Below are 14,910 nucleotides of genomic sequence, written 5' to 3'. Positions count from 1 at the left end.
TACGTCGGACTGAGCCTGGGACATGGCTACTTGAGGTCGCTCTCGGTGTAGTAGCCCGAGTCGATGAGGACCGTCCTGTAGTTCGACTTGTAGACGATGACCGGCTCCAGGAGGTACGACGGGACGACCTTCACGCCGTTGTCGTAGTCCTTGGTGTTGTTGGTCTCCGGCTTGCCGCCCTTGAGGACCGCGTCGGCCATCTTCACGGTGACGTCGGCGAGCTTGCGGGTGTCCTTGTAGATCGTCGCGTACTGCTCACCGGCGATGATGGACTTGACCGACGCCTTCTCCGCGTCCTGGCCGGTGACGATCGGGTAGGGCTGGCCGGCGGTGCCGTAGCCGCTGCTCTTCAGCGCCGACAGGATGCCGATCGAGAGGCCGTCGTACGGGGACAGCACGCCCTGGACCTTGGTGCCGCCGACGTAGGTCTTGGTGATGATGTCCTCCATGCGCTTCTGCGCCGTGGCGGGGTCCCACCGGAGGATGGCGACGGTCTTGAAGTCGGTCTGCCCGGACTTCACCACGAGGGTGCCCTTGTCGATGTACGGCTTGAGCGTGTCCATCGCGCCGTTGAAGAAGAAGGTGGCGTTGTTGTCGTCGGGCGAGCCCGCGAACAGCTCGATGTTGAACGGCCCGGTCGCGGTGCCGTCGCTGCCGTCCTCCTTCTTCAGGCCGAGGCCGACCAGCAGCGACGTCGCCTGCTGCACGCCGACCTTGTAGTTGTCGAAGGTGGCGTAGTAGTCGACGTTCGGGGACTTGCGGATGAGCCGGTCGTACGCGATGACCGGGATCTTCTTGTCCGCGGCCTGCTGCAGCTGGGTCGTGATGGCGGTGCCGTCGATCGAGGCGATGATGAGCAGCTTGGCGCCCTTGGTGATCTGGTTCTCGATCTGGTTGACCTGGGTCGGGATGTCGTTCTCCGCGTACTGCAGGTCGACCTTGTAGCCGAGCTTCTCCAGGGCCGCCTTGACGTTGTTGCCGTCGGCGATCCACCGCTCGGAGGACTTCGTCGGCATCGTGACGCCGATGAGGCTGCCCGCGCCGGCGGCGGCGCCCGCCTCCTTGTCGGCGGTCTTCTCGGCGGAGCCGCAGCCCGTGACGCTGAGTGCGACGGCGAGGCTGAGGCCCGCGGCGGCCAGTGCTCTGGTGAACTTCATCGGGGGTGTCCTCCACGGTGTACGCAGGGTGCAGCGCCCGGTGACCCGCTCATGTGAGCGCTATCAACGGTGCCGGCAGGAATCTGTGGGTGTCTTGGTCATGGGAGGACTTGAAAGCCGGGAAACGTTTCAAGCCCGTGGCGGGGGTGTTGCTCGGCACAGTGTTAACGCTCACAAATGAAGGTGTCAAGACACCATCGGATCACGAAATGGGAGGATGGTCGTCATGCGCCTGCTCGCCGGCACCACCGGCCCGGGATCCGCCGACCGGCCCGACGCGGTGACCGTCGACGGCCGGACCCTGTCCTCCGAGGCCCTGCTCGGCGCGGCCCTCGCGGTCGCCGCGGACGTGCACGGCGCGGCCACCGTCGCCGTCGACGCGACCCCGTCCCTGGAGACGGTCGTCGCGGTCGTCGGCGGGCTCCTCGCCGGCGCCGCCGTCGTGCCCGTGCCGTCCGACGCCGGCCCGGCCGAGCGCTCGCACATCCTCGACGACTCGGGGGCCTCGGTCGTCCTGGACACCGTCGACGTCACCCGGCGCTCGTCGGTCAGCCTGCCCACGCCGGCGCCCGAGGCCCCGGCGCTCATCATGTACACCTCCGGCACCACCGGCGCGCCCAAGGGCGTCGTGCACACGCACGCGTCGCTCGAGGCCGGCGTGGACGCCGTCGCCGACGCGTGGGACTGGACGCCGGACGACCGGCTCGTGCACGGACTGCCGCTGTTCCACGTGCACGGTCTGGTGCTCGGGGTGCTCGGTGCGCTGCGGGCCGGTTCTCCGCTCGTACACACGCGGAAACCGCAACCTGAGCGGTATGCCGCCGCCGGTGGGACCCTCTACTTCGGCGTGCCGACCGTGTGGTCGCGGATCTGCGCGCAGCCCGCCGCGGCCCGGGCGCTGTCCCGCGCGCGGCTGCTCGTCTCCGGCAGCGCCGCCCTCCCCGTGCCGGTCTTCGAGCGCCTGCGCGCGCTGACCGGCCACGCACCGGTCGAGCGGTACGGCATGACCGAAACCCTGATCACGATCAGCAGCCGCTTCGACGGCGCCCGCTTCCCGGGGGACGTCGGCGTCCCCGTGCGCGGCGTCGAGACCCGCGTCGAGGCGTCCGACGGCGACATCGGGGAGCTGTGGGTGCGCGGACCCATGCTGCTGCGGCGGTACGTCCACCAGCCCGCCGACCTGGTGGACGGCTGGTTTCGCACCGGCGACATCGCCCGCTGGAGCCCCGACGGCCGGCACCGGATCGTCGGCCGCGCCTCCACCGACCTCATCAAGTCCGGCGGCTACCGCATCGGCGCCGGCGAGGTCGAGGACGCCCTGCTGGCGCACCCCGCGGTCCGCGAGGCGGCCGTGATCGGCACCCCGCACGCCGACCTCGGCGAGGCGGTCACCGCGTACGTCGTCGTCGCCCCCGGCGCGGCGCTGGGCGCGGATGACCTCGTCGACTTCGTCGCCAGGCAACTCTCCGTGCACAAGCGGCCGCGCGTGGTGCACCTGGTCGAGGCGCTACCACGCAACGCCATGGGCAAGGTGCAGAAGAAGCGCCTCGGTGGTCCTATGCTCTGATGTGCCGGACCCAGCGGACGCGGGCCGGCTCGATGGCTGGTGGTGGTCGTGGTGGAGACAGGCAGAATTCTGCGGTTCGACGAGGTGCGTGGTTACGGGTTCATCGCCCCCAACGCGGGCGGCGAGGACGTGTTCGTCCACGCCAACGACTTCGGCGAGCAGCGGCACCTCGTGCATCCGGGGATGCGCGTCGAATACGAGGTCGAGGAGGGCGAGCGGGGCCTGAAGGTCGCCACCGTGCGCATCCTCGACGCGCCCGCGCGCCGCGAGCACGCCCGGCCGTCGCGGCCCGTGCACCATGACGACGAGGACGCCGAGCCCGGCGACGACGACGGCCTGTGCGACGTGCTCAGCAGCCGCGAGTTCTCCGCCGAGGTGACCGAGCTGCTCATCCAGCACGTCCCGTCGCTCACCGGCAGCCAGATCTCGCAGGCGCGCCAGCATCTGGTCAGCTTCGCGCGGACCCACGGCTGGGTGGAGAGCTGAGGATGAGGGTCCTCTTCATCGGCGGCAGCGGCATCATCAGCTCCGCCTGCACCGACCTGGCCGTCTCCCGCGGCATCGACCTGTACGTGCTGAACCGCGGCACCAGCACGACCCGGCCGCTCCCGCCCGGCGTCACGGTCCTGCGCGGCGACATCCGGGACCCGCTGTCCGCCCGCGCCGCGCTCGACGGCCTGACCTTCGACGCGGTGGTGGACTGGGTCGCGTTCACGCCGGAGCACGTGCGCACCGACGTCGAGCTGTTCCGCGGCCGGACCGGTCAGTATGTCTTCATCAGCTCCGCGTCGGCCTACCAGACCCCGCCGGCCCGGCTGCCCGTCGTGGAGTCGTCCCCGCTGCGCAACCCCTTCTGGCAGTACAGCCGGGACAAGATCGCCTGCGAGGACCTCCTCGTGCGGGAGTACCGCGAGTCCGGGTTCCCCGCGACCATCGTGCGCCCCTCCCACACGTACGACCGCACCCTCGTGCCCTTCGACGGCGGCTGGACCGCACCCGCCCGCATGCGCGCCGGCCGCGAGGTCGTCATCCACGGCGACGGCACGTCCCTGTGGACCCTCACGCACCACACCGACTTCGCCCGGGGCTTCGTCCCGCTGCTCGGCCACCCCCGCGCCATCGGCGACGTCTTCCACATCACCAGCGACGACGTCCTCACCTGGAACCAGATCGCCGAACACATGGCCGCCGCGCTCGGCGTCACCGCCAAGCTCGTCCACGTCCCGTCGGACGCGATCGCCGCCGCCGACCCGGACTGGGGCGCCGGCCTCCTCGGCGACAAGGCCCACTCGATGGTCTTCGACAACAGCAAGCTGCGCGCCCTGGTCCCCGACTACGTCGCCACCGTCCCCTTCCACGTGGGCGCGCGCGAGATCGTGGCCTGGTTCGACGAGGACCCGTCCCGCCAGACCGTCGACGACCGCCTCGACAAGCTCATGGACGACCTGGCCGCCCGCTACCGTCCCGCCTGAGTCGCCGATTGGCCGGACTTGTGCGCGGCCCGGAAGCCGGGGCGGCACACTGGGTCCGGGAGATCAGCGCGAGGACAGGTCATGAGCCAGGACCCGGCGGGGGACGACGAGGCGGAGCGGTGGGCGCGGTTCGCCCGCAGACCGCACCCGTCCGCGACGCACCCGGGCCGGCTCCGCAAGGCCGTGGCGGTCTACGTCGCGGTGGTGAGCGCGGTCGCCTGCGCCGCCATGACCGAGTTCGGCCGGCTCGACCACGAGATCCCTGTGGCGCTGGACCAGACACCATCCCTGAGCCGCCGCGCCGGTCCTGGGACCAAGACCGGCGCGGCGGGGTCAGTACAGCGTCAGGAGCAGGTCACGCCGTTGAGCTTGACGTTGCTCGGGGCGGGGGTGGAGGGGCCGTTGGCGGTGTAGCCGACCGACACCGACGCGCCCGCGGCGAGGGACGGGGCCCAGGTGGGGCCGGCGGCGGTGAACGTGGTGCCCGACTGGGTCACCGTGGCGTTCCAGCCGCTGCCGAGGGTCACGCCCGACGGGACCGTCCACGTGATCGAGAACGGGTTGACCGCGGCGCTGCCGGTGTTCTTCACCGTGATGGCCGCCTGGTAGCCGCCCTGCCACGCGTTGTCGATGCGGACGGTGGCGGTGCAGGAGCCGGTGCCCGTGTTTCCGGACGGCGACGTCGAGACCGACGGCGAGACCGAGCGCGACGGCGAGACCGAGCCGGTCGGGTTCGTGCCGCCGACGGGCGGGATGAGGTACGGCTGCAGGATCGACTGCTTCTGCTGGTTGACCGTCTTCCAGTCGTCGCCGACGATGCCGCCCGTGTCGCCGGAGTTGGGGTTCCAGGACCAGTAGGTGAAGTCCATGCCGGTGACGCCGGTGCCCATGTACTCCATGAGCTTCTTCAGCCACAGCACGTCCTGCGGGCTCTGCAGCGTCGAGCCGAACTCGCCGACGAGCACCGGCGCGATGTTCTGCTTCTCCAGGTAGCCCCAGAACTGGTCCCAGATGGCGGGGAGGTTGTTCGGGAACGCCGGGTCGTCGAACCACGCCTGGTGGTAGACGGAGTTGCCGTACTCGTGCGCGGAGTAGACGAGCTTGTTGGCCTTGTTGAGCCGGACCGGGAACTGGCCGGCCTTCGACAGGTTGCCGCCCCACCAGCCGCACGGCTCGTCGGGGATGTTGTCCCACGCGTTGGCGTTGCCGCCGCTGGGGCAGCTGACGCCCTCCACGACGATGAGCCAGTTGGGGTTGACCTCCAGGATGGCGTTGCCGGCGCGCTCGGCGGCCAGGCGCCAGTCCCGGTTCACGTCACCGCAGCCCCAGCACGACCCGGTGCCGTTCGGGTCCGTGCCGTCCGCGTGCGGCTCGTTGTGCAGGTCCGCGCCGACGACGGTCGGGTTGTTCGCGTAGTGCTGGGCGAGCATCCGCCAGTTGCTGATCCAGGTCGACTCCGGCGTCGCCGACACGTACCAGAGAGCGCTCTGACCGGCGCTGGTCGGGCGGTGCCGGTCCAGCAGGATGCGCATGCCCTTCGTGCCGGCATAGGCGACGACCTTGTCGAGGATCTGCAGCGGGGTCAGGCCCTGCAGGTCGGGGTTGGTGTAGCCGTCGACGCTGTTGGCGGCCGCGCCGGGCTTCAGGGCGTCCTCGGAGAAGGGCACCCGCAGCGTGTTGTAACCGAGGCTCGCCATCTGGTCGATGTGGTCGCGCCACGGGCGGGCCCACAGGCCGTGGAACGTCTTGTTGTCGGTCTCCATGCCGAACCAGTTGATGCCGGTCAGGCGCACCGGGTTGCCGCCGGCGTCGATGATCTGGTTGCCGCGCGTGCTCAGGTAGCCCGTGCCGGTGCCGCCCACAGCCGCCGACGCCGTGCTGTTGAGCCCGATGACGGCGACCGCGCCGACGACGGCCAGGCTGCTGGCCGCGACGGCGGCCCAGAGTCTTTTCACCACACCCTCCTCAGTCGAAACTGCCACCGGGACGGGAGTCGTGGCAGTGGCAGGCCGACGCTAGGAGCGGGCGATCGCACGTGTCGTCGCCGCCGCCACGGTACGAGCAAAACCGCAGGTCAGCCGGGCGTGAAGGGCGAAAGTTACATCGTGGGAAGCTGCGCCAGCAGCTTGCTGTGCGCGTCCAGGACCTGCTGGGCGGCGGCCTTGGTGGCGGGGTCGGCACCGTTCTTCGCCTCCGACCCGCACAGCGCCGTGGTGCCGGTCAGGTGGTCGCGGAGCACCTCGAGGGCCTTCGCCGGCTGCTGCGCGGCGGGCACGGCGCGGATCGCCGCCATGTCGGCGTCGACGACCATCCCGGGCAGGTCGTGCCCGGCGTGGATGCTGGAGTCCTCGACGGCGCCACCGTCCGCGAGGGCCTTGCGCAGCGCGGCGAGCTCGGTCCGGTGACCGTCGGCGGCGGAGCGGGCGATCGGCGTGAGCGCCGGGTCGCCGCCGGTGACGATGAGGTCGAACAGCTGCCCGGCGCTGGTGTTCAGGGAGATCATCAGCTGCAGGTATGCGATGTCCGTCGGGTTCAGCGACGTCACCGCGACGGGCGCGGTGCTGCGCTGCGCCGTGGGGGCCGTCGGCTCGTGCGCGGGCCGCGCCCAGAGGACCACGACGGCGAACGCGGCGACCAGCACGATCAGGACCGCCCCGACCCTGCGCCAGCCGTCCCGCCCGCGTTCCCCCGCCTCATCGACCGTCTCGTCGACCGCCTCGATTTCCGCTGCTTCCGCGGTACCGGTGGAGTCCGCGCTCGCAGAAGCCTTCGGGGCTTCCGAGGCCTCCGTCGCCGCGGCCTCCTCAGCCGGCGCCTCGGTGGCCGGTGCTTCCGCCTGCGGCGCCTCGGCGGGCTGGTTCGACGTCACCGGCCGCCACCCCCGCCGCGGCGGGGAGGGAGGTCCGCCGCGGTCGGGGTGGCGGCCCCGGCCGACGGCGCCGCGGCGCTGAACGCAGCCGCGGTGTGGCCTGCGGGGTGCGGGCGCATCCCCGGCAGACCCGTGGACACGACGCCCCCGCCGCGGGCCCGGTGGGCGAGCGGCGGCATGGTGGCGGGTGGCGGTCCCACGACCGTCCGGGCGGTGGTCACGCATCGACGGTAAGCGCCCGGACCTGCGGAGAGCATTAGACGAACTTTAAGATTTGCCCTGATCGCTCCGACGTTTTCCGGGGCCGCCGATAACAGTTTTCCGGCAGATCACGCACCGAAGTGGTTGGTCTGCACGTTGTGTTCGCCGACCTGGACACCGCTGGAGTTCGTGATGGTGACGCCGGGGCCGCCGGGCAGCATCGCGGCGATCTCCGCCGCCAGCTCCGGGTCCCTCGCGAGCGCGGCGCGCACCTGCGCCCGCACGAGGTCGGTGAGGTCCTCGTCGTCGGGCGCGGTGCCGAGGTCCGCGACCGCCTCCTCGATCTGCTGGCCGCGGCCCGACCGGAACAGCCGCCGCAGGACGCGCCGGCCGACGCCCAGACCCGCCTCGGCGGTGGCGTCGCCTGCCTGGTCGACGACGCGTTGGACGACGGCCGTGCCGTACGCGCCGACCGCCGCGGAAACGAACGGCACGACCGCGCTGGTGACCTCGCCGACATCGATCATGACAACCTCCCGGGAAACGTCACCGCCTGTGTAGCACCGCCCGGTCGAGGCGGTCAGGTCCCGATGCGGGTGACGGTGCCGTGCGGGGCGCCCTGCCACCACATCGCGTCGACGAGGTAGGCGGCGTCGCCACCGGCGGAGATGAACTGCACGACCAGCCGGCTCGGCTCGGTCTGCCCGCGCGACACGGAATACCCGTCGCGGGGCGTGGCCGTGACGACGGAGACGGCACCGTCGCGGATGCGGATGACCGCGTCGCCGCCCTCGGACCGGAACGAGCGCAGGTACGTGTCGACGCCGTCGGAACCGGTCGTCACGGTCCAGCCGTCGACGACGCGGGCGGGCGCGGCGGTGGTGACCTTCGCGGTCGGGGTGGCGGCCGCCGACGTGCGCGGCACCGCCGAGGTCGGCGCCTGCGGCGTGGTCCCGGCGGCCGCGGGCGGGGACACCGGCGTGGTGACCGGCGGCAGGCCGGGCTGCGGGATCAGGTCGCCCGGCCCGCGCGCCTCCGCGGCCGGCATGGGCAGCGAGTCGGACGGCACGGCCGTGCGCAGCACGGGGCGCAGCGCCAGCGACGCGACGCCGATACTCGCCGTGGTCGCCAGGCACCACAGCAGCACCGGCACCGCCGCACGTCTGACCCGCACCGGCAGATCTTCTCACCCACCCCGCTCCACATGGCAAACCCGGCGGTTACCGTGTTGCCATGCCGCTGATCCTGCTCGTCGAGGACGACGTCGCCGTGTCCGGCGCCCTGTCCAGGGCGTTGACCGACGCCGGTCACGTGGTGCGTCCGGTCGGCAACGCCGGGTCCGCGCTGCGGGTCATCGCGACCGACCCGCCCGACCTGGTCATCCTCGATCTCGGGCTGCCGGACATGGACGGGCTCGACGTGCTGCGGATGCTGCGCGGCATCTCCAACGCGCCGGTCATCGTCGCCACCGCCCGGCGCTCGGAGCGCGACATCATCCGGCTGCTCGACGCCGGCGCCGACGACTACGTGACAAAGCCGTTCTCCAGCGCCCAGATGTCGGCGCGGATCAACGCGGTCCTGCGCCGCGGGCAGGGCACCCCCGGACCCGCCGCCGTGCCGGCCGGCGTGACGATCGGCGCGCTGCACGTCAACCCGCAGCAGCGGTTCGCGTCCATCGGCGGCCAGCCGCTGCAGCTGACGAAGAAGGAGTTCGATCTGCTGGCGTACCTCGCCCAGCGGTCCGGCCGGGTGGTGAGCCGGCGGGAGCTGCTGACCGAGGTGTGGCAGCGGCCCGACAGCTCCGGCGAGGACCAGACGATCGACGTGCACGTGTCCTGGCTGCGCCGCAAGCTCGGCGAGAGCGCGACCCAGCCGCGGTATCTGCGCACGTTCCGCGGGGTCGGGGTCATGCTCGTCGACCCGGACCAGGCACCCGCACAGCCATGAGAAACGCGCTCATGCGCCTCTCGTTCGCGATCACCTCGATGATCGCGCTGGCCTTCCTGGTGCCCCTCGCCTACGTCACCAAGGAGATCGCCCACGACCGTGCCCTGGCCGAGGCCCGCTACCAGGCCGACGCGATGGTCGCCGCCCTCGCGTCCACGTCCGGCAACGGATCCGGCGCCCTCGACCGCGCCGTCGCCACGGTGCCGGCCGGGCAGAGCGGTCGGCTCGCCGTGCACCTGCTCGGGGAGCCGACGGTCGGCACCAGCCACGCCGCCGTCGCGGAGGTGGACCGCGCCGCCACGCAGGGCAGGTCGCTGACCGTCGACGCGCCCGGCGGCGTCGCCTACCTCCAGACGGTCGTGCTGGACGGCGACCGGACCGCGGTCGTCGAGGTGTACGTGTCCGACGCCGACCTCGGCCGCGGTGTCGGCGCCGCCTGGCTGGCCCTCGCCGGCCTCGCGGTCGTCCTCATCGGCGGCTCGATCCTGGTCGCGGACCGGCTCGGCGCGCAGATCGTGCGCTCCACCAAGCGCCTCGCGGACGGCGCCCGGGCCTTCGGCGACGGCGACCTGCACGCCCGCGTCGAGCCGGACGGCCCGCCCGAGCTACGGGACGCGGCGCGCAGCTTCAACCGCATGGCGGACCAGATGGTCGCCTTCGCCGACGCCGAACGCGAGCTCGCCGCCGACCTCTCCCACCGCCTCCGCACCCCGCTGACGGCGCTGCGCCTGGACGCCGACGCGATGCCGCCGGGCCCGATCGGCGAACGCATGCGCCAGGCGTTCGACGCCCTCGACGACGAGATCGAGCAGATCATCACGACCGCCCGCCGGTCCGCCGCCGACCGCGTGCCCGAGAGCACCGACCTGGTCGAGGTCGTCGCCGACCGCCTCGCGTTCTGGTCGGTGCTCGCCGAGGACCAGCAGCGCCCCTGGCGGGTCGTCGGCGGCCAGGAGCCCGTGTGGGTGCCGGTCGCCGAGTCCGACCTGGTCTCCGCGGTCGACTGCATGCTCGGCAACGTCTTCCAGCACACCCCGGAAGGCACCGGTTTCGAGGTCCACGTCTCCCCGCGCGGCCTCGTCGTCGACGACGCCGGCCCCGGCATCGCCGACCCGGCGCGCGCCCTGCGCCGCGGCTCCAGCGGCGCCGGCTCCACCGGGCTGGGCCTGGACATCGTCCGCCGCGTCGCGGAAACCGCCGGCGGCCGTCTCGTCGTCGAGCGCAGCCCGCTGCGCGGTGCCCGCGTCGCGGTCGTCCTGGAGCCGGTCGCCCTCACGGCCCCGCCACCCCGCCCCCAGCGCCGCGTCGTCCGCTGACGCGTCATCGGCGGACCCGGCTCAGTCGTCCTCGTTGCGGGGCGGTGGCAGGCTCGCCGCGAGCCGGTCCAGGCTGGCGAGCACCGCGGTGTAGCCGGCCTGCTGCGTCTTGCCGTCCTTGCGCTGCTCGCCGAGCTTCCTGCGCAGCTCGGCGACCTTGTCCGCCGCCTTCTCCTCGTCGCCCTTGGTGATGAACCGCGCGATCTCGTCGAGCCGCTTGTTCAGCTCCCGCGCCGACTCGGCGGAAAGCTGCCCGGCTCCCGCCTGCTCGCCGACGGTGGCACGCGCCGCGGCGAGGGCGTCACCGGGCAGGCTCTGGGACGGGGCAGCGCTGGTCGGCGCGGCAGCGGACGTCGGGGGCGCGGCGGCCGCCGCCGAGCTCGTCGGGCCGGCACCTGACGACTGCGGGTTGTCGCGTCCGGCCATGATCGCGGCCGTGATGGCGACGACCGCCACGAGGACGACGACCGCGGCGAGCGCGACGCCGATCGGTCCGATCCCGGTGCGGCGGCCCGCGGGAGCCACCTCCGCGGCCGGCGTCACCGGCATCGACTGGGTCGGCGCGACGACGGCCGCGGTGGCCCGGACCGGCTGCCGCGCGGCAGGGACGGCGGCGGTGGGAACGGCCGGGAAGGCCGCGGTGGCGGCCGGTGCCGTGCCGTCACCGAGGTGCTGCAGCAGGGCCCGGGCCTCGGCCGCCGTCGCCGGCCGGTCGTCCGGTCGCTTGGCCAGCAGCCTCGCGAGCATCCCGTCCACCCGCGGCGGCAGGCCGGGCCGGACCGTGGAGGCCGGCACGACCGGCTGGTTCACGTGCTGCCACGCGATCCGCATCGGCGTCTCGCCGGCGAACGGTGGCTGCCCGGTCAGCATCGTGTACACCACGCACCCGAGCGCGTACACGTCGCTGCGGGCGTCGACCGGCCCGCCGGTGATCTGTTCGGGCGCCATGAACGCCGTGGTCCCGAGCACCTGCGCCGACGCGGTGAGCTCGGCCTGCCCGGCGCCGGTGACGCGGGCGATGCCGAAGTCGCAGACCTTCACCCGGTCGGCGCCGGCGCCGGTGAAGAGGATGTTGGCCGGCTTGACGTCCCGGTGGATCACCCCGGCGGCGTGCGCGGCCTCGAGCGCGTCGCAGACCTGCACCGCGACGGCGGCGGCAGCGGCCGGCGGCAGCGGGCCGGCGACGAGCCGGTCGGCGAGGCTCCCGCCCTCCACCAGCTCCATCACCAGGAACGACACCGCACCGCCGAAGTGCGCGGCGGTGTCGGCGCCGACGTCGTGGATCGCGACGATGTTCGGGTGCGACAACTGGGCGACGGTGCGCGCCTCCCGGTCGAACCGCTCCCGCGCCGTCCGGTCCGCCGCCCCGGCCTCGGGCAGGACCTTGACCGCCACCGCGCGGCCCAGCCGGCGGTCGAAACCCAGCCACACCTCGGCCATTCCGCCCCGGCCCAGCACACGCCGAAGCTCATACCGACCGCCCAGCACAACCTCGACCACGGCCTACCCTGACACAGCCCGGCCCGCACCGCACAGCCGGCGGCCGGGCCGCCGGTCACCGGCCGGTCCCGCGGGACCGCCGGGCGGCGTCACACGCCCACCCGGGCCCGGATCACGGTGATCAGCGCCTCCTGGACATCAGCCAGGGAGCGGTCGGGCTCGAAGACGAGCCAGTCGACGGCGACGACGAGGCAGACGCCGAACAGCGCCGCCGCCGCCATCCGGACGTCCAGCGCGGCGTCGAAGTGACCCTCGTCGACGCCGCGACGCAGGGCGCCGGCGATGACGTCGACGGCCTCGCTGCGCAGGAGCTGCAGCGTCTGGTGCCACTCGCGGTTGGTCCGCCACATCTCCGAGAGCAGCAGCTGCGCGAAGGAGCGGTGCCGCTCGATGTACGCCAGCTCCGCCCGGATCAGCGCCAGGACCGCCTCGGGCGGCGGCACGCCCGCGACGGCGGCCCGGAAGTCGGCGGTGAGCAGGCCGACGCCGTGCCGCAACAACTCCTCGAAGAGCGCGTTCTTCGAGGGGAAGTTGTAGTAGACGGTGCCCTTGGCGACGCCCGCGCGCAGGGCGATGTCGTCGACGGTCGTGGCGGAGAAGCCGTGCTCGGCGATGAGCTCCATCGCCGCGTCGTACAGCCGCTGCCGGGTGTCGGTGCGCCGTCTGGTCCGGCCGTCCTCCGCCACGTACGAAACCCCCTACATCACCAGATCCGGGTGCAGCTTGGACGTCGTCAGGCGGCGGCCACGCCACGCCGCCAGGGTCGTCAGCGCGAACGCCGCGGCGGCGAACCCGGCCAGGACCAAGGCCCCCGTGACGACCGTACCGCCCGGGCCGCCGTTGACGAGATGCCGGACCCCCGACACGACGTACGTCATCGGCAGGAACGGATGGATCGCCTGCAGCACACCGGGGGTCGTCTCGATCGGGTACGTGCCGCCGGACGACGTGAGCTGCAGCATCAGCACCGCGAGGGCGACCAGCCGGCCGGCCGCGCCGAGCCTGGCGCCGAGCCACTGCACGATCGCGGTGAACGCGACCGCCGTCAGGCACAGGAACCCGTACATGGCCAGCGGGTGCGCGGGATGCAGGCCGAGCGCGAACCGCACCACCAGGAACAGCGCGGTCGCCTGGGCGACGCCGACGGCCAGGCCCGGCAGCCAGCCGGCCAGGGCCGCGCGGTGGGCGGGCGCGCCCGACACGAGGTGCCGGCGGGTCAGGGGGCGCAGCACCATGTAGCTGATCATGGCGCCGACCCAGAGGGCGAGGCCGAGGAAGTACGGCGCGAACCCGGCCCCGTACGTCGCGGACGGGTGCTCGGTGGAGCGGTCCAGCGCGACGGGGTCGCCGAGGACGCCGGCCCGCTCGGCGCGGGTGTCCGGGTCGTAGCCGGGGATCTTCGCCGCGCCGTCGGACAGGCCGCGGGCGAGCCGGCTGGCGCCGTCGGACAGCTCGCCGAGGCCGCCGGCGAGGCGGCGCCCACCGTCGGAGAGGGCGCCGAGGCCGTCGTCGAGCTGCTGGGCTCCGGTGGAGAGCCGGAAGATGCCGCCGGACAGGTCGCGGGCGCCGTCGCGGGCCTCGCCGGTGCCGGCGTGCAGCTGGGCCGCGCCGCCGGCGAGCCGGTCGAGGCCGTCGGCGAGCTGGTCGACCTGGGCACGGGCGGCGGCGACGTCGTCGGCGAGGTGCGGGGCCGCCGCCGCGACCTGCCGGGCGAGCTTCGACGCGCGGTCCAGGTCGGCGCGGACCGCACCGAGGTCGCCGGTCTCGAGCCGGGTCTCCACGGAGCGGGCCGCGGTGACGGCGGCGTCCGCGGCGGCGACGGCCGTCTTGTACTCGGCGGTGCCGGCGATCTGCGGGTACCGCGACCCGAGCGTGTCCAGGGCGGCGCGGGTCGCGGTCGCCCGCTCCGTCGCGGTCCGGGCGAGGGCGGGCAGCGCGTCGAGGTGCTCGCGGAGCAGGTCGGCGCCGTCGGCGATGCTGGTCGCGGCGGCCTCGATGAGGGCGGCGTTGTCTCGCAGCACCGGCTCGACCGTGTCGGCGGCGGCGCCGACCTTGCCGGCGAGCAGGCGCCCACCGGCGGCAGCCTGGGCGGTGCCGTCGGCGAGCTGCGCGGCGCCCTGGTCGAGGGCGACGAGCCCGTCGTACAGCCGCTGCGAGCCCTTCGTGGCCTCATCGAGTCCGGCGGCGAGGTCCCCGGCGCCGCCGGCGGCCCGGTCGAGGCCGCTCACCAGCGAGCCGGCACCGGCACCGGCCTGGGTGGCGCCGGCGGAGAGCTGCCCGGCGGCGTCGGCGGCCTGGGCGGTCTGCGACTTGAGGTCGGTGAAGCCGATCAGCATCCGGTCGAAGTAGCCGCCGGCGACGGACGCGGCGGCGCTGGCGCGGACCTCGGTGAAGACGCTGCGCGACAGCTGGCCGGTGAGGTAGTTGGTGGCGTCGTCGTTGACCACGAGCAGCCGCCCGCCGGTCGGGTCGCGGTCCGGGTCCGGCGGCGTGACCAGGGACGCGGAGAAGTCCGCCGGGATCTCGAAGACGAGCTGGAACCGCCCGTCGGCGAGCCCCTTGCGGGCCGCGGCCTCGGTGGTCTGCTGCCAGCCGAAGACGTCCCGGCGCAGCAGCTTCGCGGTGAGGTCGTCGCCGGCGTGCACGGTGCTGCCGTCGGCGGCGGTCGCGGGCCGGTCCGCGTTGACGACGGCGACCGGGATGTGGCGCATGTTGCCGTACGGGTCCCAGAACGCCCACAGGTACAGCGCCCCGTACAGCAGCGGGATCAGCGCCAGCACCACCAGCGCCGCCACGGTGATCGGCGCGCGGGTGAACCGCCGCAACTCGAACCTGGCGAGCCTCATGCCGTCACCTCCGCTGCGCTCCGGCGCCCTCCCGA

General features: G+C 73.3%; 15 protein-coding genes. 6 read left to right on the top strand and 9 right to left on the bottom strand.

What is annotated here, in order from left to right; genetic code table 11:
* Positions 1-26: 26 nt before the first annotated feature.
* A complete protein-coding gene (gene chvE / locus AB0I21_RS13375; RefSeq protein ID WP_360560909.1) occupies positions 27-1,157 on the bottom strand; it encodes a multiple monosaccharide ABC transporter substrate-binding protein in 1,131 nt (376 codons plus the stop codon).
* Positions 1,158-1,383: 226 nt separating this feature from the next.
* Between chvE and AB0I21_RS13370 the strand changes: the two genes are divergently transcribed.
* The 4 genes from AB0I21_RS13370 (at position 1,384) to AB0I21_RS13355 (ending at position 4,610) form a co-directional block, all read left to right on the top strand.
* Positions 1,384-2,724 carry an AMP-binding protein gene (locus AB0I21_RS13370; RefSeq protein ID WP_360560907.1) on the top strand — a complete coding sequence of 447 codons (1,341 nt, stop codon included), beginning with the start codon at positions 1,384-1,386 and terminating at the stop codon, positions 2,722-2,724.
* 48 nt (positions 2,725-2,772) lie between these two features.
* Entirely contained in the window at positions 2,773-3,210 is a 438-nt protein-coding gene (locus AB0I21_RS13365) for a cold shock domain-containing protein (protein ID WP_344504391.1), read from the top strand.
* A gap of 2 nt (positions 3,211-3,212) precedes the next feature.
* Positions 3,213-4,196 (top strand): SDR family oxidoreductase, encoded by a 984-nt coding sequence (locus AB0I21_RS13360; protein WP_360560905.1) that lies wholly within the window; start codon positions 3,213-3,215, stop codon positions 4,194-4,196.
* An 81-nt stretch (positions 4,197-4,277) separates the two neighbouring features.
* Positions 4,278-4,610 (top strand): hypothetical protein, encoded by a 333-nt coding sequence (locus AB0I21_RS13355; protein ID WP_360560903.1) that lies wholly within the window; start codon positions 4,278-4,280, stop codon positions 4,608-4,610.
* Here the strand turns inward: AB0I21_RS13355 and AB0I21_RS13350 are convergent.
* The 5 genes from AB0I21_RS13350 to AB0I21_RS13330 form a co-directional block, all read right to left on the bottom strand.
* Entirely contained in the window at positions 4,541-6,115 is a 1,575-nt protein-coding gene (locus AB0I21_RS13350; RefSeq protein ID WP_360561012.1) for a cellulase family glycosylhydrolase, read from the bottom strand. The two genes, AB0I21_RS13355 and AB0I21_RS13350, sit on opposite strands and share 70 nt — an antisense overlap.
* A gap of 179 nt (positions 6,116-6,294) precedes the next feature.
* Positions 6,295-7,065 (bottom strand): DUF305 domain-containing protein, encoded by a 771-nt coding sequence (locus AB0I21_RS13345; protein ID WP_360560901.1) that lies wholly within the window; start codon positions 7,063-7,065, stop codon positions 6,295-6,297.
* A complete protein-coding gene (locus tag AB0I21_RS13340; RefSeq protein ID WP_360560899.1) occupies positions 7,062-7,286 on the bottom strand; it encodes a hypothetical protein in 225 nt (74 codons plus the stop codon). Before AB0I21_RS13340 ends, AB0I21_RS13345 begins: the two co-directional genes overlap by 4 nt.
* A 108-nt stretch (positions 7,287-7,394) precedes the next feature.
* Positions 7,395-7,793, bottom strand: a complete 399-nt coding sequence (locus AB0I21_RS13335; RefSeq protein ID WP_360560897.1) for an RIP homotypic interaction motif-containing protein — start codon at positions 7,791-7,793, stop codon at positions 7,395-7,397.
* A gap of 53 nt (positions 7,794-7,846) precedes the next feature.
* Positions 7,847-8,440, bottom strand: coding sequence for a DNA mismatch repair protein MutL (locus tag AB0I21_RS13330; protein WP_360560895.1), 594 nt, complete (start codon positions 8,438-8,440; stop codon positions 7,847-7,849).
* Between the two features lie 59 nt (positions 8,441-8,499).
* Here AB0I21_RS13330 and AB0I21_RS13325 point away from each other — a divergent pair, with 59 nt between their 5' ends.
* Together AB0I21_RS13325 and AB0I21_RS13320 are read left to right on the top strand one after the other, a co-directional pair.
* Complete coding sequence (locus tag AB0I21_RS13325) at positions 8,500-9,213, top strand: response regulator transcription factor (RefSeq protein ID WP_360560893.1); 714 nt, start codon at positions 8,500-8,502, stop codon at positions 9,211-9,213.
* Complete coding sequence (locus AB0I21_RS13320) at positions 9,210-10,529, top strand: HAMP domain-containing sensor histidine kinase (RefSeq protein WP_360560891.1); 1,320 nt, start codon at positions 9,210-9,212, stop codon at positions 10,527-10,529. The genes AB0I21_RS13325 and AB0I21_RS13320 overlap by 4 nt, the downstream gene beginning before the upstream one ends.
* Positions 10,530-10,550: 21 nt before the next feature.
* Here the strand turns inward: AB0I21_RS13320 and AB0I21_RS13315 are convergent, their stop codons facing one another.
* From AB0I21_RS13315 to AB0I21_RS13305, 3 genes are all read right to left on the bottom strand, one after another.
* Positions 10,551-12,017 (bottom strand): serine/threonine-protein kinase, encoded by a 1,467-nt coding sequence (locus AB0I21_RS13315; protein ID WP_360561010.1) that lies wholly within the window; start codon positions 12,015-12,017, stop codon positions 10,551-10,553.
* A 101-nt stretch (positions 12,018-12,118) separates the two neighbouring features.
* Entirely contained in the window at positions 12,119-12,715 is a 597-nt protein-coding gene (locus AB0I21_RS13310) for a TetR/AcrR family transcriptional regulator (protein WP_360560889.1), read from the bottom strand.
* Between the two features lie 12 nt (positions 12,716-12,727).
* On the bottom strand, positions 12,728-14,875 hold the full coding sequence (locus AB0I21_RS13305) for a YhgE/Pip domain-containing protein (protein WP_360560887.1): 2,148 nt from the start codon (positions 14,873-14,875) through the stop codon (positions 12,728-12,730).
* Between the last annotated feature and the right edge of the window lie 35 nt (positions 14,876-14,910).

The organism is Dactylosporangium sp. NPDC050588 (genome assembly GCF_040654975.1).
Classification (GTDB): domain Bacteria; phylum Actinomycetota; class Actinomycetes; order Mycobacteriales; family Micromonosporaceae; genus Dactylosporangium; species Dactylosporangium maewongense.
The sequence above is the reverse complement of the archived record's forward strand: the minus strand, read 5'-3'. Positions and strand labels throughout refer to the sequence as shown.